This window comes from Kordia sp. (genome assembly GCF_022447245.1).
GTDB lineage: Bacteria > Bacteroidota > Bacteroidia > Flavobacteriales > Flavobacteriaceae > Kordia.
Genome location: NZ_JAKVBC010000006.1, coordinates 132,995 through 153,883, shown reverse-complemented (window position 1 = coordinate 153,883; position 20,889 = coordinate 132,995). Strand labels below are relative to the sequence as shown.

The window sequence follows — 20,889 nt, the reverse complement described above, 5'->3', positions numbered from 1 at the left end:
ATCCTTCTATACAATAACCTATTTCTCAATAATTTATAGAATCTATGTTAGTTGGAATCGATTTAGGAACTACAAAATCTGTTATTGGATATTGGCATGAAGGTAAACCTCGTATAGTAAAACTCAATGGTATGTACAGCATGCCTTCCGAAGTTTCTTTTGTAAAAGACACCATATCTGTTGGAAAGCGTTCCAAAGAAAAAGAAGCGATATATATTGGCGGTATTAAAAGGCATTTAGGGCGCAAAGGCGCTGTAAAAGTATCCAAACACAAAAGTGTTCACCCACAATGTATTGCTGCTTTATTATTATGTCAATTAAAAAAAATGGCGCTGGAAGACATGAAAAGTCTCGGTTTGCCAGCAAAAATTGATGGCGCTATCATTGCAATTCCTTCACATTTTGATATTCATCAGCGTAGAGCTACTATGGAAGCTGCTTTAATTGCTAATTTACCTGTTAGACGATTAATCAATGAAGCAACTGCCGGCGCTTTAGAATATACAACACACAATCAAATTAGAGATCATTTAATGGTGGTCGATATAGGTGGTGGAACTCTAGATATTTCTGTGATTGATGTTTCACAAGAAGAACACAAAAAAGATTTTCCATTAGAAGTAAAAAATATAGAAGGTGACACCAACTTAGGCGGATTAGATTTTGATGATGCTATTTTTAATTGGGTGAAAGATTACAAAGCAAAAGATATCATAAACCTGAATAATCTTAGTATTGAAAAGACTATTGAATTCAAAGAAAAATTAGCCAAGTTAAAGCATGATTTAAGTAGCCAAGAAAAAGCTACCACACATTATCCTATGGGAATTCTGCGAGATGATTTGCAAATTTATGAACCACTAACACTCTCGCGAAAAGACTTTTTGGATATCTCAAAACCCTTATTTAACCGAATCTTAGCCTTGTTAGAAAAGTCACTCAAAGAGATTCCCAACAATACTTCATTTGACACATTATTGGTTGGAAGAGCAAGTCGCACACACGGTTTAAAAGTTGCTATTGAAGAAAAACTAAACACCAAATGTTTATCAAATACGGATCCAGAAACCTGTGTTGCCAAAGGTGCCATCATACAAGCAGCTATTTTAGACGACACTATCCAAAAGCACGATCAGCGGTTTGTGATAGAAGTGTTGCAAGACAATTATGGAATTGAATTACAAGATGGTGTTTTTCATAGCTTTTTCAATAAAGGACAAACAATTCCTAGAGAAGCAAAACACGATTTCCAAACAGTTTCTGATGGCCAAACCAGTTTAGAAATTAAATTTTACAAAGGATCAAGTAGCGCTATTAAAGACAATGTTTATATGGATTCTGTTACGATTCCAAACATAAAAAAAGCACCAAAAGGCGAAGAAAAAATAAACATCAAATTTGATATGGATGCCAATATGGAACTTACCATAATTGCTTTTAACGACATATATCAGGTCAAATCTAAAAACGGACTTACTCCTGAAGAAATACAAAGCTATCAAACCTTTGTGAACGATCAATTTTTTAATAAATAATCTTAATTAAAGCATGTTTCTTTCTGCAATTCTCAAAAAAATCAAAAAATAAGGTTACATGTATTCGATTAAGACATATACAATAAATACTGTGTTACATATATCAATACCATTCTTTTTCAGCTAGTAATCATACATGTAAACACAGACAATATTAAATTTTAAAAACTAAATAAGACAACAATGAAAAAAGCAGTATTCTTTCTATTATTTCTATGTATTGGAACTACTTGTTATGCACAAAGTGTATACTACAAAGGAAGTAGAATTGGTAAAATTGAAAGTGATGGAGATATTTATGTAAAAGGTTCTCGTGTAGGGAAAATTGAATCTGATGGAGATGTGTATAAGAGCGGATCTAGAATCGGGAAGATTGAAAGTGATGGAGACATTTACTACAAAGGATCTAGAATTGGCAAAATAGAAAGCGACGGAGATGTTTACTATAGAGGATCCAGAATTGGAAAGGTGGAAAGTGACGGAGACATTTATTACAAAGGCAGTAGAATTGGAGATTGTGACGGCATCAAGCCTGAACATGCTGCAGGATTTTTCTTTTTCTATTTCTGGGATCTTGATTCAGGTAGCGCAAAATAAATAGCAGCTTCTGCAACTTTGAAACCTTATGTTTGAACTTGAATAAAAGGAAGTATCAAATAACGAGCTTTCTGAATAAAAAATTGAGCATCAGCAGTCTTTGGCAATGATTTATTTTTCAATCTACAATGACAGTTGATGCTCGTTTCTTTTCGCTATTTTTGTAGGATCATTCAAAAAAGCAAACACCGTATATGAAGTTTAAAATTGAATCTGATTTTGAGCCAACTGGCGATCAACCACAAGCGATTGAACAACTTATTTCTGGAATTGAAACCAACGAACAATACCAAACATTACTCGGTGTTACAGGTTCGGGAAAAACATTTACAGTTGCCAATGTGATTCAACAAGTAGAAAGACCTACGTTGATTTTGGCGCATAACAAAACCTTAGCAGCACAGTTGTACTCAGAGTTTAAGCAGTTTTTTCCAAACAATGCTGTAGAGTATTTTGTTTCATATTATGATTACTATCAACCAGAAGCCTACATTCCAACTTCTGGAACCTATATAGAAAAAGATTTATCAATCAATGAAGAAATTGAGAAGCTTCGTTTAAGTACCACTTCTTCCCTACTTTCGGGTCGACGTGATGTGATTGTAATTGCATCCGTTTCCTGTTTATATGGTATTGGGAATCCTGTTGAATTTCAAAAAAATGTCATCAAATTAGAACGCGATCAAGTGATTTCTCGAACAAAATTATTGCATCGCTTGGTGCAAAGTTTGTATTCCAGAACTACAGCCGATTTTTTACATGGTTCATTTCGTGTAAAAGGCGATGTTGTAGATGTATTTCCGGGATATGCGGATTTTGCTTTTAGAATTCACTTTTTTGGAGATGAAATTGAAGAAATAGAATCCTTTGATCCTGCCACAAATACAATGCTTGAAAAATACAACCAACTCAATATTTATCCTGCAAATATGTTTGTGACTTCTCCAGAAGTATTGCAAAATGCCATTCATCAGATTCAGGAAGATATGGTGAAACAAGTAGATTATTTTAGAGAAATTGGAAAGCATTTAGAAGCAAAACGCTTGGAAGAACGCACCAATTTTGACTTAGAAATGATTCGTGAATTAGGATATTGTTCTGGAATTGAGAACTATTCAAGATACTTGGATGGTCGTGCGCCAGGAACACGTCCTTTCTGTTTGTTAGACTATTTTCCAGATGATTATTTAATGGTAGTTGATGAAAGTCATGTTACAGTTTCACAAGTGCATGCTATGTATGGTGGTGATAGAAGTAGAAAAGAAAATTTAGTGGAATTTGGTTTCCGTTTGCCTGCTGCCATGGATAACAGACCGCTAAAGTTTGAGGAATTTGAAGCCATTCAGAATCAGGTAATTTATGTAAGTGCCACACCTGCAGATTACGAATTACACAAAACAGATGGTGTCTATGTAGAGCAAGTCATTCGCCCGACTGGATTATTAGATCCGATTATTGAAGTACGCCCAAGTTTGAATCAAATTGATGATTTGGTAGAAGAAATTCACCAACGAACCGAAAAAGACGAACGTGTATTGGTGACAACCTTGACCAAACGTATGGCGGAAGAATTGACAAAATATTTAACGCGTATTCAAATTCGCTGTCGTTATATTCACAGTGATGTAGACACGCTAGAACGTGTACAAATCATGCAAGATTTGCGCAAAGGTTTGTTTGATGTTTTGATTGGAGTAAACTTACTGCGTGAAGGGTTGGATTTACCAGAAGTTTCTTTGGTAGCCATTTTAGATGCTGATAAAGAAGGTTTTTTACGCTCCACAAGGTCATTGACGCAAACAGTTGGTAGAGCTGCGAGAAACGTGAATGGAAAAGCCATCATGTACGCTGATAAAATTACCAAAAGTATGCAAAAAACCATCGATGAAACTGCTTACAGAAGAGAAAAACAAATTGCTTACAATATAGAACACAACATCACACCAAAAGGTTTAAACAAATCGTTAAACAATGCGTTGAGTAAAGATGAAAGTCTGGCTTGGGAAGATAGTATTGAAACGAAAGCTGCTGCAGAACCAGATGTAGCATACATGACTAAGGAACAAATAGAAAAACAGATTCGTGAGAAACGCAAATTGATGGAAGCGGCGGCTAAAGAATTGAACTTTATGGATGCTGCTAAATACCGGGACGAGATTAAATTGTTACAAGAGAAACTGTAACAAAACTATATCACCCCATACCAACTTATTATATCAAATTATATAATAAGCATATGGATATTAAAGAAGCATTTTCAGAAATTGGCAGCTATTTTGGAATGGCACTTGTTGTTGTTGGAGTAATATTTATTACTTCAGGATTGATATCTACTCCTACTAACTGGACAATTATTCTCATTGGATTAGGTATATTAATTCCTATTTTAATCTTTCTAATATATCTATTCACTTTTGCTTCTAAAATGAAAAAACAAATAGATCAGCAATACGATACGGATCTACAGGAATTCAAACAAAGAGCAGATAAAATTATCATTGTATTGGACAATGCTAACATTCAGGAAAAACATCAATATCAAACAAATACAATAGCAACAGTAAATGCTGCTGCCATTAACGAAGTATCAGGATATGGACATCATAATGAAGAAACTGTAAAACATACGTTTTGCAATGTGACATTTAATGTTCAGTATCACAACCAAGAATTAATTCTTACTACGACAATTCCAAAAGGTGAAACAGCTGTGCGCATGTATTTTTATATACAAAAAGAAACTATAGCATACATTGATCCTTTTGATCCAGAGAATTATCATATTGACCTAACCTTCATAGAAAATGAAACGCAAGAAAATTAGCAACGGCAAATATTACTTCTTCTCTTGCGCTTACACAACAATTATATATACTAAACAATTACGTATTTAATTTCAGTTCTAAAGTACCTAAACCAATAGACTGAACAGTTCCATCATTCCTTACATATGAACGTGTTCCTGTGATAACAATCGAATCAGACTTGGAGTAAAAACCATTCCAAAAATCAACCAAACAATACGGATAATCAATAGGTCTTTCTGAAACTGTAAAATTGATACTAAACGGTGCGCTTCCTTCTCCTCCATCATTATTATTTACCCAAGCATAACCGCCAATTTTCCCCTTTACAATCATCGTCCCTTCTGGGGTATAATCGTTCTCGTAAGTTCCTTCAATAACTCCAGTAGTCGGATCAGCTTTTGTAATTTCTATCCGAATTGTTTTACTAGGTGACATATATAAGCCAGGAGTTGGTATTGACATCTTTTTATAAGATTTAAGTGACGTTTCAATTGTTATATAAAAGTATGAAGAATGTCTTGATTTTGGTTAGCGTAGTACTTCGGAAAGTAAAAAACAGGTATAAATACGTATGCATTTTATTGTTCTGATTCAATACAATTTCTACATAAAATACAGCTAAAGATATTTTTATAAAAAAGAAGAATCTAAGAGTTTTTCAAGCTTATATTTTCCACATTACAAGACACTTGCAGTCGATTATGGGTTAAAAAATCAGAAAAAACAAGAAAATTTAAAAAAATAGAAAATTTAAAAACAAGGCAAGAACTCATAAAAGACGCGGGCTAACAACAGAAAAATGAAAAAATTAATATTAAATAATTGTAACCTTTTCAAAAAAATCTCACAATTGGTCGGGCGCGTGGTATTTGGCAGTATCTTTGTAACCATTAAAACAATTATTTAAATTTATTACAATGAGTAGAGGAACAGTAAAATTCTTCAATGACACTAAAGGTTTTGGTTTCATCGTTGAAGAAGGTTCAAACAAAGAGCATTTTGTACACATTTCTGGATTAATCGATGAAGTTCGTCAAGGAGATGAAGTAGAATTCGAATTAACAGAAGGTCGCAAAGGTCTAAACGCAGTGAACGTGAAAGTGATTTAATATTCTATATATATTTTATTCCTTAATGAAGTAAAAGTCTATCTCACGATAGGCTTTTTTTTATGTCTAAATTAAAAAGCACTACTCGCTACTTTTAAGTATCTTTGCCGCATGGCATTGACAAATAACGACATTTTTAAAAAACTTCGTGTAGCTTTAAAGCTCCGCGATGATGATATTGTAAAAATATTAGAATTGGTAGATTTTAGAATCTCCAAAAGTGAATTGGGCGCATTTTTCCGAAATGAAGATCATCCAAAATATAAAAATTGTGGCGATCAAATTTTGCGTAACTTTTTAAATGGCTTGGTCATTCACCTGCGCGGTCCAATGCCTAAAAAAGGGGATAAACCTAAACCCAAGCAAACGACTCCTCCAACTTCTAAACGTAAGGAGCGAAAGTAAATTATCTCATAACCGCAACATACAAATTCATTCGTTATGAAAATACTCATCATTGGAGAAAACGGAACAATAGGCAAAAAAATCACTGCATATTTTTAGCAAAAACACGAAGTATTAATTGCTGGACGTACTAACGGAGATGCTACGGTTGATATCAGTAATAGCGAAAGTATCAAAGCAATGTTTGAAAGGATTGGAACGCTTGATGCAATTATTTGCGCAGCTGGAGAAGCGAAATGAAAGCCATTTGATGAACTTTTGGAAGAAGATTATTATATAGGTTTCAAAAGTAAATTGATGGGACAAGTGAATTTGGTTCGTATTGGGTAACATTATTTGAAAAAAGGTGGTTCAATTACACTAACCACGGGAATTTTAGCTGACGAACCTGTTCCTATGCCTACCAGTGCTGCCATGGTAAATGGTGCTATTCACAGTTTTGTAAAAGCCGTGATTTTAGAATTAGAAGGTCGCATTCGTGTCAATGTAGTATCTTCTGGTTTGGTTGAAGATGCAGTAGAAAAGTATGATCCGTATTTCCCTGGACACAACCCTATTACCATGCCAAAAGTCATCAATGCGTATCGCAAAAGCGTGGACGGAAAACAAACTGGCGAAATCATTCGTATTTACAATTAAAAACTACTATTAATCTCACTATAATCGATTAAATAAATACCTTATCTGCTTTCATTTTTCAGTGAAACTTCTACTTTTGTCTCAAATTCTCAAAATCAACTATGAGCATCGAAAGAGACATCCAAAAACGTAGTGGCGCTGTATGCGAATTGTGTGGCAATACCCAAAATTTAGCCATTTATCACGTACCTCCAAATCATGATCATGCACTAGAAAAATCTATTCACGCCTGTGAAACATGTATTTCTCAAATAGAAGATCCTGAAACTATGAATACCAACCATTGGCGTTGCTTAAATGATAGCATGTGGAGCGAAATAAAAGCGGTTCAAATTGTTGCATGGCGAATGTTACATCGATTGAAAAATGAAGGCTGGCCACAAGATTTGCTCGATATGATGTATTTGGATGAAGATGATTTAGCCTGGGCAGCTGCCACTGGAGAAGCAGAAGACAAAGAAAATGCTATCAAACATTTAGATGTAAATGGCGTACAATTGCAAGCTGGAGACAGTGTTGTTTTAATCAAAGATTTAAACGTAAAAGGAGCCAATTTTGTCGCAAAACGCGGAACTCCAGTTCGCAACATTTCTTTGGTTCATGACAATGCCGAACATATCGAAGGACGCGTGAACGGACAACATATTGTGATTCTTACTAAATATGTAAAAAAGAATTAATTTTCATTTTATACAATATAGTTAAAGGTCATGTATTACATATGCCCTTTTTTAATATAATTACCTGAATATCATAAACATACTTATCATTCAAATGTTGTTTGTGGTAAAAACTATGTTGTTTACTGTTTTTTTTCTCTTATTCTTTTTTATCTACGAGTTTTACGGAAAACTATTTTTTATGAAAATAACGAACCGTAGCTTACATCGCGATATCGCATACTTTTATGTAGGGTTAATTAAAGCTTTTTCTTTTTCAGGAATTATACTGAATCATCGTCAAGATTGGTATCCAATGGATTATACTTATGAAACCAAGCCTTTTGAAATTGCAATCCCAGAAAATGAAGCAGCACTCACAGATGAATATTTAGCAAACGTAACCAAAGAATTGGGGGAATATGATGGACATAGGGTTCGTGATGGAGCATTAAGAGTATACTTTAAAGAAAGTGCAATTTTAGATACCGAAATGAAAACAGGAAAAGGAACCGTTGAGTACAAACGAAAAGTTCCTATTGTTGGGCATAGTATGTATTTACATAAATCTACGAATAGCTTCTGGATTTGGTATTCAGATATTTTTGGAGTTGCCATGTTAGTGATTGCTGTAACAGGTGTACTCATTCCAATGGGTAAAAAAGGATTTAAAGGTCGAGGTTGGAAACTAGCCGTTGCAGGTATGTTATTCCCAATACTTTTTATCCTATTATTTGCATAAAACATAAAATCATGGACAGGAAAAAATTTATTAAAAACCTCGGTGTAGGAGCATTAACACTTCCAATCGTAGGAACAATCGTAGCGAGTCAATCATATCAAAAAGTTGACTCCAAGAGAACTTCAAATGATGATGATAATTGTAAAACATCACCAAGAGAAACTGCGGGTCCTTTTCCTCTAAAATCAACTGCTGATGTCGTTAGAGAAAATATTATTGGAGATCGTATTGGTGTGCCATTAATTATCAATATAACCATACAGGATGCTAACAATAATTGCAAACCTTTACCTAACGCGTTTGTAGATATCTGGCACTGTGACGCTCATGGGAATTACTCAGAATATGCATGGCAAAATGATGGAAATTTTACAAATAAGAACTTTTTAAGAGGAAGACAAACCACAGATATGCATGGAAATGTTAATTTCGTTTCTATTTATCCCGGATGGTATCCCGGAAGAGCTCCGCATCTTCATATTGAAGTATTAGATCAAAAAGATCGATCGCTTTTAGTAACACAAATTGCCTTTCCTGATACTATCTCAAATGCAGTGTATACATCTGAAAATTAAGATGGTGCTGCTGAGACTTGCAATAAAAGAGATGGCGTATTTAGGAACAGTCTTAATAGAAATATGGCCGATAAGCTTCCTGGAAATACAACTAATGGTTATGTTTTAACAAAAGTAATCAAAGTTTCAAAATAGCTTAAAAACTTATCAGCAACAAAAGCATCTTAATCATTTCATCAAATCAGCTTTTGTTTTTTGTATATTTAGTTCTCTATGAGAAAACTATTATTACATATTGCCATAAGCCTAGATGGAAAAACTGCTCGCTTAAATGATGATGTCAATTGGCTAGACGCGATTCCACATACAGAAGGTGTAGATTATGGTTTTTATGAAATGTGCAATAGTATTGATACAACGATTCAGGGAAATAAAACCTATCAAAAAGTGCTAAGTTGGAACATTCCTTTTCCGTATAAGGGAAAGAAAAACTAAGTTTTCACTACCAATCCTAATTTGAAAGACAACGAAGATGTACATTTTATTGCCAAAGATCATAAAGAGTTTGTCAAAAATTGGAAACAACAAGAAGGAAAAGATATTTGGTTGATTGGTAGCGGACAAATCAATGCAATCTTACTCAATGAAAACCTCATAGATGAATTGCAAACCTTTATCATGCCAATTGTGATTCCTGATGGTATTCCACTATTTGGAGAACTCTTAAACGATCAGCAAATTGGTATTGAAAAGATTAAAAACTCTTTATGATTTTGGGGAAGAATATGAAAATTGTAGTTTTAAAAATAATAGAAATTCCTTAGATATACATTATTTATCAGTAATATGAAAAACTTGCTTTTCAAAATAAGCTTAGCATCATTAATCTTTATCTTTTCTTGTAGAAATAATGATAATGATAAAGTTCCTATAAAAACTAAAACTTCTGAATATAGCAACTGGAAAGACCATTGGGAAAACCCATCTCAAAAAATAAGTTTACATACAAATTCAGAAACTCATCCTATAATTAAAGAATCTCTAAAAGATACCTCTATCATTGTTTTAACGGCTACACTGACAAATGGAATTGAAAGATATTCTGAAGTGAAGTCTTTGGGCGACTTGAATAATGATGGCATAAATGACTCTATTTTAATCATCCCTGAATTATTTATAACAAAAGAAAATGCTATTGAAGAAGGTGCTTGAGTGATTTTTACAGATCCTAATATTCCTCGTATAAGAGTCGATTCTCCTTGCTTAGAAACTAATTACGTCTTTCCTGTATCAGATATAAATGAAGACGGAATAATGGAACTAGGAAAATACTATTCTTCTTGTGCAATTCGTTTTAAAAGTTTAGAATTAATTAGTTTAGACCAAGATCAATGGAAAGTAAAAGGTAAAGTAACTTTTGACATTTTTTATGAGGAGCCTAAAAAAGAAGAAAGAATTGAAAAAATTGGACTAAATAAGTTCCGAATGAGAGAAATAACATCTGAAAATATAGATGATAAAATTGATTTTTAGAAAGTATTTGAAATGGAATAAACACGATAAACCCAAGAAAATTTAAGCATGAAACAAATTTTATACTTAGCGTTAATAGTCTCGATCATTTCTTGTAAAGAAAATAATTCCCAAGAAAAAAAGAGTGTTGAAAAAGCTAAAAACTCACAGCAGATTGACAACCCAAAAAATGGAAAAAATGTAGCATTAAATTTTATTAAAAGACTAAAAAATGGAGAAAATGTATCTTCTTTATTTGGAGATACGTGGACATTTATATACCACGAAGATAATAGATGTACAGGTTCAACAGACGGAAAAGTAACTTATAATGGACATATTAAGTTAGACAACAAAGTACGTATTAAAGTGAAAAACGATAGTGAACATGCTTGGGCTTGCGAAAAAAAAGAAGCCTACTATTATGAAATGATTTTTGACTTAAAAGAGAAAATCAAAACTTGGGAAAGAATTGAACTGGACGATGATTCAGATACTGACACAACTGAAAAAGAAGCTAAAACGTTTTATATTCTGGGACGTGGAGCATCTGATTATATAAGAATTCATATTAATGAAAATAATTTAATTTCTACTTTTAAATATTCTAGTGAAGATCCAGGATAATAAAAATAAACTGAGTCATTTTAACAATTCTAACATAAAGAATATAAAAACACTAAAACTACTTGTGCTGAACTAACCAAAATAAAAAAGGCTCGCCAATTTCTTGACGAACCCTTTTCCCATTAACTAACCAATCCTAAATAATTATTATGCAAATACGTGTTTTATGAAATTTCTATGACACGCTTTGGTTTTACTTTGTCTTCTTCACGTTTTGGTAACGCTACTAGTAAAATTCCGTTTGTATATGTTGCGTTGATTTCTTTCTTGTTTACTGTTTGCGGTAATTTGAAAGATCTTTTGAACGATGAAAAACTAAATTCTCTTCGTGTATAATTGTCGTCTTTTGCCGTTTCATCCTTCTTTTCTTCTGTACTAATTGTCAATACATCATGATCTAACGACAGGATAAAATCTTCTTTTGCTTTTCCTGGTACTGCAACTTCAAGTACAAAATCGTTTGCTGTTTCTTTGATGTTTACTGCTGGAATATTTCCTTTTGCAGAAGTTGGATTTACCGTTCCACCAAACCAATCTGTTTGGAATAATTCGTCAAAAATTGAAGGGAAGTCTACGTTTTTTCTTTTTACTATGTTCATCTTATTTGTTTTTTTATAATTTGATTTCTGTTTTTTTTCAGTTTGTTATTTAAATACGAGTTGTATATGGCAAAAAGGATTCCAAGCGGAAAAATATGTCATTTTGACATATTTAGATGTCAAATAAATGACATAATGACACTTTTATTAAAAAATGATGTGACACGATGGCGAAGTTTTAACTATCAGAAGCTATATTACTTCATAGATTTCCGAAATAATAGTATTTTAGGACTACATGAACTGATTATTATGAAACCTATGTATAACAACAAAACCTACAATCCTATTCTTTATATTTCATTATTGATGTTAGTATGTATTGCATGCACTAGCAAAGGAGAACTCAAAGATTTTGACTCGAAAAAACTTAAAGAAGCTTATGAACTCGATATGATGTATACCAACGAACGCTTCAATGAACAAAAAAAGAAAGGTCTAACTTTCGAAAGACTTAGCAACTTAACAATGATAACCACATTGTTGATAAAAGGAAAGATTACATTTGATCCCAACGACAAAACATTATTTACATCTTTAAACAAGTTTAATCAAGCAAATAAATCCTATCATTTTTTTGATTATAAGATTGAAAATAAATCTATTATATCAATTAAAAACGAGTCTGATGATACATTTATAAAAAGTGCTATTTTACTTTAATATGGAAGCAATTACGAATATTTCAACTTTAAACCTATTGCAGGAATTCATAAAAATTTTGAGTTTAAAGCAGTAGAAATAAATTAAACAAATATAAACATGGAGAAAAAAATTATAACAGACTTTTACCAAACTGTCGTTACCATTCGACCAGAAACTAAAGCATGTTTAAATGATTATAAAAATGGAAACTGCGTTACAATTGCTCTCATTAAAGCTGCTTTGGTACAATTTAGTAGTATTGAAGATATATTTACTAGTTATGAAGAAGATTTGGAACGAATTCAAGTAACCTTTAAAGATGGATATACACTTTCCACAAATGTAGCCGATTTTGAAATTGTACGGAATATCTCAGGTATTAAAAAAATTGAAGGTTCGCTCTATTACGAGACTGCTATCAAAATTTACGCAATTATTGCAAAACGAATTTATTTACAAAAGGAAAACTACTCCAAAAAGTGCATCCATAGCTTTAAACATGCTGTAGAATATTTAAATTCAGGATATTCTACAGGAATAGCATACAAACTCTTGGCATTAGGCAAAAAGAAAATTAAAATCAAGAAGATCAAAAATTACAAAAGTGTGATCATTCGCTCTGGTGCACATGCTTCTTACTGTAGTTACGGATTGCAAGATATTATGGGTAAAGAAGCAAAAATAAAGAGAGTAGGATTTTTTTCCTGGATGAAAAACCCAATTGGAGTTGGCGGAATCATCAAAGAAGCATATATCTTAAAATAGATTCGACTATCAAACATTTTGATTTAAATTGAATTTACTTTACTTTATGTAACTAACCAACCTATCAAATTAGCAACCATAATGAAACAACCCTATTTTAAAATCTTGATAGTGCTCTGTATCACACTTATCTATGCGTGTGCAGATGCTAAAAAAGAAACTACACCAGCAAAAACCGAAAAAACAGAGAAACCAACGCAAAAAGAAGAACCTGTTAAACCAAAAGAAAAAGTAGTCGAAAACACCAAACCAGCTTTTGGAATCGACATTTCTTTTTACCAAGGAAATGAAATAGATGATTTAGAAAAAAGCAGAGACAGCATTGATTTTATTATTTGCAAGGCTACGCAAGGAACGGGTATCGTTGATCCAATGTTTCAACACAATTGGAAAGTGGCTAAAGAAAAAGGATTTATCAGAGGCGCGTATCATTTTTATGAAAGTGTCAATAACCCTATAGCACAAGCCGATTTTTTTATAGAACAAATTAAAGATATTCAACCAAACGACCTGCCTCCTGTGGTAGACGTAGAAGGTGGCGGAATTGAGAGAGGTCAATCTATTGATAATATTCAATTAAGCGTACTAACATTATTAAAAACTATCGAAGAAAGATTAGGTGTCAAACCTATTATATACACAAATATAGATTTTGCTAATCAATATTTAAATAATCCTGAACTGGCAAATTACCCGCTTTGGATTGCAGATTATGAATCGCAAAAGGCACCAGTGCTGCCTGTAACTTGGCAAGAAAAAGGATATGTACTTTGGAAAAAATCAGATACATATAAAATTCAAGGCTATACGAATGATGAAGATTATTTTAATGGTGATTTAGAAGCCTTGAAAACTTTCATTAAAGAAAGTCGCCTGTAAAACATATAAAATACAAGTATCAAAAAAAGCCTTTCTCAAAATTAAGAGAGGCTTTTTTTAAATATATAAATTGATACATAATATACTAATTTTTAGTTACGCTAACACTGCTTGTACTTTGTCAGCAGCTTCTTGGAATTCTACTGCAGACTCTACAGCTAATCCAGAATTGTCGATTAATTCTTTTGCGATATCAGCATTTGTTCCTTGTAAACGTACAATGATTGGAACTTTGATAGCATCTCCCATATTTTTATAAGCATCAACTACACCTTGTGCTACACGATCACAACGTACAATTCCACCAAAAATATTAATTAAGATTGCTTTAACATTCGGATCTTTTAAGATGATTCTAAACGCTTCTTCTACACGTTTTGCATCAGCTGTACCTCCAACATCTAAGAAGTTTGCAGGTTCTCCACCAGCCATCTTGATTAAATCCATTGTTGCCATTGCCAATCCAGCTCCGTTTACCATACATCCAACGTTTCCATCAAGGTCAACATAGTTTAACCCAACTTCTTTTGCTTCTACTTCAATTGGATTCTCCTCACGGATATCACGCATAGCAGCGTAATCTTTGTGACGGAATAATGCATTATCATCTAAAGTTACTTTGGCATCAACTGCCATAATTTTATCATCAGAAGTTTTCAATACAGGATTGATTTCAAATAATGATGAGTCAGATGATACATAAGCTTTGTATAATGAAGAAACAAAACGCGTCATTTCTTTAAATGCAGTTCCACTTAATCCTAAGTTGAATGCTACTCTTCTCGCTTGGAAAGGTAACAATCCTTGTGCAGGATCAATTTCTTCTGTAAAAATTAAATGTGGCGTTTCTTCTGCAACTGTTTCAATATCCATTCCACCTTCTGTAGAATACATAATCATGTTACGTCCTGTAGCTCTGTTTAATAATACAGACATATAAAATTCGTTTGGCTCACTATCACCAGGATAGTATACATCTTCAGCGATTAATACTTGGTGTACACGCTTTCCTTCAGCAGAAGTTTGTGGTGTTACCAAATCCATTCCGATGATTTGTCCTGCGATATCTTCTACTTCTTGCAGATTTTTGGCAAGTTTAACTCCACCTCCTTTTCCACGTCCACCAGCATGTACTTGTGCTTTAATCACGTGCCATCCTGTGCCAGTTTCTTCGGTTAATTGCTTTGCAGCTTCAACAGCTTCTGCTGGGGTTGACGCTACTTTTCCTCTTTGAACGCGTACGCCAAAACTTGCTAATATTTCTTTTCCTTGGTATTCGTGTAGATTCATTTTACGAAATTTTTTATAGTGGCACAAATGTAAAAAATCGATAGCATTAAACCCAATTAATTTTAGTTTTTGATGGATTAAAAAATAAAAAGAGTCGCTCCCATAAACGACTCTTTTAAAGTATGATTATCAAATATCATTTTCTTAACTTTCCTTCATTATGGAATTTCTCTATCAATTGGGAAAGGACACGTGAAAATTGAACAGTCCATAGTACAATCAATAGTACATAAATCTGTAGGTCTCGGAGGACAACCAAATAAGGTTGGTAGCCCACATTGTCCTAGCAAACAAGAAACACACGTACAAGTACTCATAGTTGGCGCATCTGTTGTAAATGGACCTGTACCACCAGTTTGTTCATGTAATTGACTAATTTTTTGTTTGTTTAACGATAGTGACTTTAACTTCTTTTTTTTCATGATCGTTCAGTTTTTTGGTTATACTTAAAGGTAAGTAACTTCACTATCAACACATTACGGTATACCCATAAAAAAAGCCCAGAAATACACCGTGATACTTCCGTTAACCATAAGCAAAAAAAGAAGAGACACTACATCTCTTCTTTCAAATTCTGATAAAAATAATTTCACAAATAAATCATCGTTTATGAACTTTCCTTTTAGCGTCCATCATTACAATAATCCGAATGATTTGCAGATGACATTATGCATGATTCTACTTTACTTTTATCAATTAGAGCAGAACTAGCGCCTTTAGCGCCGCCAAGAATAGTGTTCTGCAATTTAGAAATCGATTTTTTGTTTAGTTTTAAGTTTTGAGAAATTCTATCTTTCGTAATTTTTGTTTTGATTTCTGTCCAAAACTGAGCATAAAAACACTCAAGAACAACTGTTTACAGTGACCTTTTATAAAACATCACTTATTTATCATCTAAAATAACTCCATGAAAAAAAAGCGAATATTGCTACTCGCTTTTACATATATCTGGAGTTTTTCCAATGGTAAGGTTGTTTTAAAAAAGATTTAATATTGGTAACAAATTCTTCTTTTTGATTTATCTCCACATCCTTTCGATGCACATTGCGCGCCCTCAGTTAGTTCTCCTGTTGGATATCTACCATTTATTCTTACAGACTCTAACTGAGAAATTGTTCTAAGATTAAATGTTAATCGTTTTAACTGTAATTTTTTCATGTTAATATGATTTTAATTTAATTTCTTAAAAAGTACTACACCTCATAGGAAAGAAAAACTATTAAAACTAGTGTTTTATAAATATGGAGCAGCTTTATTTCAAGAACTACGCAACTCCCAAATTGTTACAAATATAACTTTATGTGTTATTTTTATATTTTTTAATTAGTTTTCTTTATTGTAAATTCAATTTATTATAGTTTTGAACTCGTAAATAATTACCATGCAAGAATCAGATTTATTACATATAGCAACACAATTTGGCAGCCCAACCTATGTGTACGATGCCGAAAAAATTAGGTCTCAGTACGAACGATTGACCTCTGCGTTTCAAACAGTACCCAAATTAAAATTACATTATGCGGTAAAAGCATTGTCTAATTTAAGTATTTTAAAATTGATGAAATCTCTTGGTGCTGGATTAGATACTGTTTCCATTCAAGAAGTACAGTTAGGTTTGGCAGCAGGTTTTAATGCCGAAGACATTATGTATACACCCAACGGTGTTTCGCTTGAAGAAATTGAACACGCGGCGCAGTTAGGTGTAAAGATTAACATTGACAATCTTTCTATTTTGGAGCAGTTTGGTAGCAAACATGCAAAAATCCCTGTTTGTATTCGCATTAATCCACATGTGATGGCTGGTGGAAATCACAACATTTCTGTAGGTCACATTGATTCAAAGTTTGGGATTTCCATTCACCAAATTCCACACGTATTGCGTATTGTAGAATTAACAGGAATGCACATTAACGGAATACACATGCATACAGGAAGTGACATTCTAGATATTGATGTGTTTTTATATGCTTCTGAAATTTTATTTAAAACTGCTACCAACTTTAAAAACTTAGAATTTATTGACTTTGGAAGTGGATTTAAAGTTCCTTACAAAAAAGATGATATTCAAACTAACATCGAAGAGCTAGGACAAAAATTAAGCCTACGTTTCAATGAGTTCTGTAAAGATTACGGAAAAGAATTGTCACTCAATTTTGAACCAGGAAAGTTTCTCGTTAGCGAAGCGGGTTATTTCTTAGCACAAGTAAATGTGGTAAAGCAGACAACCTCAACCGTTTTTGCTGGAATTGATAGTGGTTTCAATCACTTAATTCGTCCAATGTTATACAATTCATATCATCATATTGAAAATATTTCAAATCCTAGCGGACGTGAACTCTACTACTCTATTGTTGGATATATCTGTGAAACGGATACTTTCGGAAATAATAGAAGAATCTCTGAAATCCGTGAAGGCGATATTTTAAAGTTCAACAATGCTGGAGCTTATTGTTTTTCTATGGCTAGTAATTACAATTCTCGTTACCGACCAGCCGAAGTATTGTGGCTCAATAACCAAGCACATCTTATTAGAAAACGCGAAACTTTTGACGATATCCTAAAAAACCAAATAGAAATAGAACTTACACCTACGAAAAAGAAAAAAAGTGTTCCTAAAGAGGTTTAGATTTAGGAGAATATAAGTGTTGAATATTAGTGTCTGTGTGGTGCAGACACTTTTTTTATACTTAATTTTTTTCAACAGCTATAAGTTCTTTCAAATCACGATCATACTTAATGATGTATTCTATGTTATGAGCTACGCTGATATTATCTTCCACATAAATTAATGCAATATTCTTTAAAGAATCTTTTGGATAGAATGATTTTTCTAGAAAACTAAAACTTACATCTGCATTTATACCTGCTTTTTTTAAGGAATCTAACTTGTAAAATAATGTGACAAATTCTGGCATATCTGGCATTTTCTCAAAAACATCATCTATAAGTTTTTTGCTTTGATTCTTTTTTACAAGAAAACAGTCCAAAAAAACAAATTACAAACAATATTATAAATTTTCTACCAGTCATTACGAATACTAATTTAGGGTTTGATAAGCATTCAAAACCTAGGTTTTCAACTATAAATGTAACATTTTTCAAAAATTTCAACTCTTTTAGATAAAATAGTATCTTGTAAAAACATTTTACCTTCTTATTTGATGAAAAAAATATACCTATTATTATTTTTAACCTGTTTGAGTTGTGCTGAGCCTAAAGAATATGATCCTATTCAATTTGCATTGGCTTCAGATTCTGAGAAGATTCAAAAAGTAATGCGAAATCTGCAAGCGCATGAAGTACAAATTATGGTTTCGGACACAGAAGGTGATACATACAAATTTCAGATAAACAATAAAGATTACTTTTATCCAGCAAGTAGCGTGAAGTTTCCTATTGCACTTTTAGCGCTTGAAAAAGCCAATAAATTGGCTGAAATAAATAGTAAAACAATATTTCAAGTAGAAGGTGATTCTATAAAAACGACTATTAGAGATGAAGTTCAAAAAATCTTTGCCGTAAGTGACAACCAAGCATATAACAGATTATTTGAATTTTTAAGACCATTTGAGATAAACACACTATTTCCATTTTATAAAAAACTTAATTTGGTTCGAATTTCGCATCGGGTTGGCACAAAAAACGCAGATGATACACAAATGAAAGCGGTGGCTTTTTTTAAAAATGACAGTGTTATTTATGAACAATCAAGAACGAATAATGGTACTATTGAATCTTTGAATTTGAATAGAATCAAAAAAGGGAAAGGATATTATAAAAATGATTCTTTGATTATGGAACCGATGGATTTTTCTAAAAAGAATTACTTAACCATTGCTATGCTTCATGAAATCATGAATCGATTACATTTTCCACATAAATACGAGGAATTTCAACGATTTGATATTACAGAAAGTGATCGTGATTTTTTACTAAAAGTCATGCACAAAACACCCAAAGAACAAGGTTTTACTGATCCAGAATATTACGATAGCTATGTAAAATTCTTTATGTTTGGCGATAGCAAAGATCCTATTCCTGATCATATTAAAATGTATAATAAAGTTGGTTATGCCTACGGATACTTAACAGATTGCGCTTATGTTGTAGATACTAAAAATGACATTTCTTTTATAATTACTGCCACCATTCATGTGAATGAAAATCAAATTTTTAATGACGACACGTATGAATATGACGAAATTGGGATTCCATTTTTAGCAGAATTAGGAAGACAAGTATATCAATATTACCTCAACAAAAAACAATAAAATTATAAGTGAAATGAAAAAAATAATTTTCTTATTAATTTTTAGTATTTCAATAAGTCATGCACAACATGTATACATACGTAAAGATACGATTAGAACCACAAAAGACACATTAGTTTTAAGCATCAAAAACAATATGTTGTCACCTATGTATTTTAAAATTAGTCCGAAAGACCATATTATCCGTGAATTTGTTTACAAAGAAAAACTGGTCATTCACCCTTTAGAGAAAGTAGAAAACTATATAAAGATTCCTAGAAAGAAAATTGACACAACTAAAAATCTTAAACTCAAAACATATTTTGATTTTGCAATCGGTTATGGCGATCCAAATACCGTTACACCAAATAAAGAGTATTTATATTTGTTGCCATACAAGAAAAAGAGAAAGCTGATACAAGGAAATTTAGGACGTTTTTCACACGATCATATTCGTTCTTATCATGCGTTTGATTTTGGCACTAAAATCGGCGATACAATCTATGCTGCCCGTGAAGGAAAAGTAGTGTTGATCAAGGAAAATTCCAAAAAATATGGACGTTCTCGCAAGTATGCAAATGATGGAAACTTTGTCATTATTCAACATGATGATGGAACCACTGCTTCGTATTATCATTTACATTTTAATGGTGCTTTGGTAGAAAAAGGCGATCTTGTAGAAAGAGGACAAAAAATAGGAATTTCAGGTATGACAGGATTTACAACAACTCCACATTTGCATTTTGTTGTACACAAAGCTACCGAAGAAAAAGGAAATGTTTCAATTCCAATTCAATTTGAAGGCTATGTTGGGAAAAAACTAAAAAAAGGAAAAAGATATAAACGTAGAAAAAACTAATGGAAGGATTAAACATTGTAATAATTATCGCAGTACTCTTATTTGTCCGGTTGGGCATTCGACTATATAAAAACTATCCAAGATCTGAAGATTAATCACCAACCCATACTGTTGCTAAAAATTTTTCGTTCTGCTCGCAAACAACTTTTAAAAGATAATAAGTTTAAAAACTATATTTTATATGCCATTGGTGAAATTCTCTTGGTGATGATTGGAATTTTACTTGCCTTACAAGTCAACAATTGGAATGAAACCAGAAAAAGTAAGCTAAAAAATGATAGTATCTTAAGTACAATTGCCAATTATTTTGCTCTAGACACTTTGGTGGCTAATCAAGTTATAAAACATTATGAAGTCAGTCAAAAAAATAGCATGCTAATTATAAAGAATGTCCAAGTTGCACGAGTCTTATTACTTTATATAAACCTTTGACCATTCAAACCAAAGAATATGAA

At 32.5% G+C, this 20,889-nt stretch carries 27 protein-coding genes; 22 read left to right on the top strand and 5 right to left on the bottom strand.

The features are described 5' to 3' along the window. Positions 1-44: 44 nt before the first annotated feature. From MK119_RS06280 to MK119_RS06265, 4 genes are all read left to right on the top strand, one after another. The gene (locus MK119_RS06280) at positions 45-1,535 is read left to right on the top strand and encodes an Hsp70 family protein (protein ID WP_290671936.1); all 1,491 of its coding nucleotides are present in this window, start codon (positions 45-47) and stop codon (positions 1,533-1,535) included. 183 nt (positions 1,536-1,718) lie between these two features. Further along, on the top strand, positions 1,719-2,132 hold the full coding sequence (locus MK119_RS06275) for a 5-fold beta-flower protein (RefSeq protein WP_290671935.1): 414 nt from the start codon (positions 1,719-1,721) through the stop codon (positions 2,130-2,132). 194 nt (positions 2,133-2,326) lie between these two features. Then, complete coding sequence (gene uvrB, locus MK119_RS06270) at positions 2,327-4,315, top strand: excinuclease ABC subunit UvrB (protein WP_290671933.1); 1,989 nt, start codon at positions 2,327-2,329, stop codon at positions 4,313-4,315. 53 nt (positions 4,316-4,368) lie between these two features. Next, positions 4,369-4,956 (top strand): hypothetical protein, encoded by a 588-nt coding sequence (locus MK119_RS06265; protein WP_290671931.1) that lies wholly within the window; start codon positions 4,369-4,371, stop codon positions 4,954-4,956. A 58-nt stretch (positions 4,957-5,014) separates the two neighbouring features. On the opposite strand, the gene MK119_RS06260 is transcribed toward MK119_RS06265, so the two are convergent. Then, positions 5,015-5,401: a hypothetical protein gene (locus tag MK119_RS06260; RefSeq protein WP_290671930.1), complete on the bottom strand. Its 387-nt coding sequence runs from the start codon at positions 5,399-5,401 to the stop codon at positions 5,015-5,017. A gap of 455 nt (positions 5,402-5,856) precedes the next feature. On the opposite strand from MK119_RS06260, the gene MK119_RS06255 reads away from it, so the two are divergent. From MK119_RS06255 to MK119_RS06205, 11 genes are all read left to right on the top strand, one after another. Then, on the top strand, positions 5,857-6,048 hold the full coding sequence (locus MK119_RS06255; RefSeq protein WP_007094903.1) for a cold shock domain-containing protein: 192 nt from the start codon (positions 5,857-5,859) through the stop codon (positions 6,046-6,048). Positions 6,049-6,159: 111 nt separating this feature from the next. Next, positions 6,160-6,453 (top strand): DUF1456 family protein, encoded by a 294-nt coding sequence (locus MK119_RS06250; RefSeq protein WP_290671928.1) that lies wholly within the window; start codon positions 6,160-6,162, stop codon positions 6,451-6,453. A gap of 336 nt (positions 6,454-6,789) precedes the next feature. Beyond that, a complete protein-coding gene (locus tag MK119_RS24220; RefSeq protein WP_366512775.1) occupies positions 6,790-7,092 on the top strand; it encodes a hypothetical protein in 303 nt (100 codons plus the stop codon). Positions 7,093-7,193: 101 nt separating this feature from the next. Then, positions 7,194-7,772: an alkylphosphonate utilization protein gene (locus tag MK119_RS06240; RefSeq protein WP_290671926.1), complete on the top strand. Its 579-nt coding sequence runs from the start codon at positions 7,194-7,196 to the stop codon at positions 7,770-7,772. A gap of 181 nt (positions 7,773-7,953) precedes the next feature. Then, positions 7,954-8,493 (top strand): PepSY-associated TM helix domain-containing protein, encoded by a 540-nt coding sequence (locus MK119_RS06235; RefSeq protein WP_290671924.1) that lies wholly within the window; start codon positions 7,954-7,956, stop codon positions 8,491-8,493. An 11-nt stretch (positions 8,494-8,504) separates the two neighbouring features. Continuing rightward, complete coding sequence (locus MK119_RS06230) at positions 8,505-9,068, top strand: intradiol ring-cleavage dioxygenase (protein ID WP_290671923.1); 564 nt, start codon at positions 8,505-8,507, stop codon at positions 9,066-9,068. Between the two features lie 213 nt (positions 9,069-9,281). Continuing rightward, entirely contained in the window at positions 9,282-9,503 is a 222-nt protein-coding gene (locus tag MK119_RS06225; RefSeq protein ID WP_290671921.1) for a hypothetical protein, read from the top strand. Between the two features lie 21 nt (positions 9,504-9,524). Continuing rightward, positions 9,525-9,779 (top strand): dihydrofolate reductase family protein, encoded by a 255-nt coding sequence (locus tag MK119_RS06220; protein WP_290671919.1) that lies wholly within the window; start codon positions 9,525-9,527, stop codon positions 9,777-9,779. A 75-nt stretch (positions 9,780-9,854) separates the two neighbouring features. Next, entirely contained in the window at positions 9,855-10,220 is a 366-nt protein-coding gene (locus MK119_RS06215; protein WP_290671917.1) for a hypothetical protein, read from the top strand. Further along, positions 10,221-10,541, top strand: a complete 321-nt coding sequence (locus MK119_RS06210; protein WP_290671915.1) for a hypothetical protein — start codon at positions 10,221-10,223, stop codon at positions 10,539-10,541. It begins immediately after the preceding gene. A 48-nt stretch (positions 10,542-10,589) separates the two neighbouring features. Beyond that, a complete protein-coding gene (locus MK119_RS06205; RefSeq protein ID WP_290671913.1) occupies positions 10,590-11,147 on the top strand; it encodes a hypothetical protein in 558 nt (185 codons plus the stop codon). 164 nt (positions 11,148-11,311) lie between these two features. Here the strand turns inward: MK119_RS06205 and MK119_RS06200 are convergent, their stop codons facing one another. Next, positions 11,312-11,746, bottom strand: coding sequence for an Hsp20/alpha crystallin family protein (locus MK119_RS06200; protein ID WP_290671911.1), 435 nt, complete (start codon positions 11,744-11,746; stop codon positions 11,312-11,314). 135 nt (positions 11,747-11,881) lie between these two features. Here MK119_RS06200 and MK119_RS06195 point away from each other — a divergent pair, with 135 nt between their 5' ends. The 3 genes from MK119_RS06195 to MK119_RS06185 all read left to right on the top strand — a co-directional run bounded on the left by MK119_RS06195 (position 11,882) and on the right by MK119_RS06185 (position 14,035). Next, a complete protein-coding gene (locus MK119_RS06195) occupies positions 11,882-12,409 on the top strand; it encodes a hypothetical protein (protein ID WP_290671909.1) in 528 nt (175 codons plus the stop codon). Positions 12,410-12,508: 99 nt separating this feature from the next. Then, positions 12,509-13,156, top strand: a complete 648-nt coding sequence (locus MK119_RS06190) for a hypothetical protein (RefSeq protein ID WP_290671907.1) — start codon at positions 12,509-12,511, stop codon at positions 13,154-13,156. A gap of 111 nt (positions 13,157-13,267) precedes the next feature. Next, positions 13,268-14,035, top strand: coding sequence for a GH25 family lysozyme (locus MK119_RS06185; RefSeq protein ID WP_290671956.1), 768 nt, complete (start codon positions 13,268-13,270; stop codon positions 14,033-14,035). Between the two features lie 96 nt (positions 14,036-14,131). Here the strand turns inward: MK119_RS06185 and sucC are convergent, their stop codons facing one another. Together sucC and MK119_RS06175 are read right to left on the bottom strand one after the other, a co-directional pair. Further along, positions 14,132-15,325 (bottom strand): ADP-forming succinate--CoA ligase subunit beta, encoded by a 1,194-nt coding sequence (gene sucC / locus MK119_RS06180; protein WP_290671905.1) that lies wholly within the window; start codon positions 15,323-15,325, stop codon positions 14,132-14,134. 158 nt (positions 15,326-15,483) lie between these two features. Beyond that, a complete protein-coding gene (locus MK119_RS06175; protein WP_290671903.1) occupies positions 15,484-15,747 on the bottom strand; it encodes a hypothetical protein in 264 nt (87 codons plus the stop codon). Between the two features lie 959 nt (positions 15,748-16,706). Between MK119_RS06175 and lysA the strand changes: the two genes are divergently transcribed. Continuing rightward, positions 16,707-17,951, top strand: coding sequence for a diaminopimelate decarboxylase (gene lysA / locus MK119_RS06170; protein WP_290671902.1), 1,245 nt, complete (start codon positions 16,707-16,709; stop codon positions 17,949-17,951). Positions 17,952-18,012: 61 nt separating this feature from the next. Here the strand turns inward: lysA and MK119_RS06165 are convergent, their stop codons facing one another. Beyond that, positions 18,013-18,240: a hypothetical protein gene (locus MK119_RS06165; protein WP_290671900.1), complete on the bottom strand. Its 228-nt coding sequence runs from the start codon at positions 18,238-18,240 to the stop codon at positions 18,013-18,015. A 246-nt stretch (positions 18,241-18,486) separates the two neighbouring features. Between MK119_RS06165 and MK119_RS06160 the strand changes: the two genes are divergently transcribed. The 3 genes from MK119_RS06160 (at position 18,487) to MK119_RS06150 (ending at position 20,866) form a co-directional block, all read left to right on the top strand. Continuing rightward, positions 18,487-19,596: a serine hydrolase gene (locus tag MK119_RS06160; RefSeq protein ID WP_290671898.1), complete on the top strand. Its 1,110-nt coding sequence runs from the start codon at positions 18,487-18,489 to the stop codon at positions 19,594-19,596. A 13-nt stretch (positions 19,597-19,609) separates the two neighbouring features. After that, positions 19,610-20,434 (top strand): M23 family metallopeptidase, encoded by an 825-nt coding sequence (locus tag MK119_RS06155; protein WP_290671896.1) that lies wholly within the window; start codon positions 19,610-19,612, stop codon positions 20,432-20,434. A 111-nt stretch (positions 20,435-20,545) separates the two neighbouring features. Further along, entirely contained in the window at positions 20,546-20,866 is a 321-nt protein-coding gene (locus tag MK119_RS06150) for a DUF6090 family protein (RefSeq protein WP_290671894.1), read from the top strand. Positions 20,867-20,889: the final 23 nt, after the last annotated feature.

Bases quoted from the DNA above. Each gene is read 5' to 3' on its own strand.
- MK119_RS06175 (WP_290671903.1), bottom strand. From the start codon at position 15,747: ATGAAAAAAAAGAAGTTAAAGTCACTATCGTTAAACAAACAAAAAATT.
- MK119_RS06215 (WP_290671917.1), top strand. From the start codon at position 9,855: ATGAAAAACTTGCTTTTCAAAATAAGCTTAGCATCATTAATCTTTATC.
- MK119_RS06200 (WP_290671911.1), bottom strand. From the start codon at position 11,746: ATGAACATAGTAAAAAGAAAAAACGTAGACTTCCCTTCAATTTTTGAC.
- MK119_RS06275 (WP_290671935.1), top strand. From the start codon at position 1,719: ATGAAAAAAGCAGTATTCTTTCTATTATTTCTATGTATTGGAACTACT.
- MK119_RS06195 (WP_290671909.1), top strand. From the start codon at position 11,882: ATGACACTTTTATTAAAAAATGATGTGACACGATGGCGAAGTTTTAAC.
- MK119_RS06155 (WP_290671896.1), top strand. From the start codon at position 19,610: ATGAAAAAAATAATTTTCTTATTAATTTTTAGTATTTCAATAAGTCAT.
- MK119_RS06235 (WP_290671924.1), top strand. From the start codon at position 7,954: ATGAAAATAACGAACCGTAGCTTACATCGCGATATCGCATACTTTTAT.
- MK119_RS06250 (WP_290671928.1), top strand. From the start codon at position 6,160: ATGGCATTGACAAATAACGACATTTTTAAAAAACTTCGTGTAGCTTTA.
- MK119_RS06225 (WP_290671921.1), top strand. From the start codon at position 9,282: ATGAGAAAACTATTATTACATATTGCCATAAGCCTAGATGGAAAAACT.
- sucC (WP_290671905.1), bottom strand. From the start codon at position 15,325: ATGAATCTACACGAATACCAAGGAAAAGAAATATTAGCAAGTTTTGGC.
- MK119_RS06260 (WP_290671930.1), bottom strand. From the start codon at position 5,401: ATGTCAATACCAACTCCTGGCTTATATATGTCACCTAGTAAAACAATT.
- MK119_RS06280 (WP_290671936.1), top strand. From the start codon at position 45: ATGTTAGTTGGAATCGATTTAGGAACTACAAAATCTGTTATTGGATAT.
- MK119_RS06165 (WP_290671900.1), bottom strand. From the start codon at position 18,240: ATGCCAGAATTTGTCACATTATTTTACAAGTTAGATTCCTTAAAAAAA.
- MK119_RS06265 (WP_290671931.1), top strand. From the start codon at position 4,369: ATGGATATTAAAGAAGCATTTTCAGAAATTGGCAGCTATTTTGGAATG.
- MK119_RS06240 (WP_290671926.1), top strand. From the start codon at position 7,194: ATGAGCATCGAAAGAGACATCCAAAAACGTAGTGGCGCTGTATGCGAA.
- MK119_RS06160 (WP_290671898.1), top strand. From the start codon at position 18,487: ATGAAAAAAATATACCTATTATTATTTTTAACCTGTTTGAGTTGTGCT.
- lysA (WP_290671902.1), top strand. From the start codon at position 16,707: ATGCAAGAATCAGATTTATTACATATAGCAACACAATTTGGCAGCCCA.
- uvrB (WP_290671933.1), top strand. From the start codon at position 2,327: ATGAAGTTTAAAATTGAATCTGATTTTGAGCCAACTGGCGATCAACCA.
- MK119_RS06230 (WP_290671923.1), top strand. From the start codon at position 8,505: ATGGACAGGAAAAAATTTATTAAAAACCTCGGTGTAGGAGCATTAACA.
- MK119_RS06205 (WP_290671913.1), top strand. From the start codon at position 10,590: ATGAAACAAATTTTATACTTAGCGTTAATAGTCTCGATCATTTCTTGT.
- MK119_RS06190 (WP_290671907.1), top strand. From the start codon at position 12,509: ATGGAGAAAAAAATTATAACAGACTTTTACCAAACTGTCGTTACCATT.
- MK119_RS06255 (WP_007094903.1), top strand. From the start codon at position 5,857: ATGAGTAGAGGAACAGTAAAATTCTTCAATGACACTAAAGGTTTTGGT.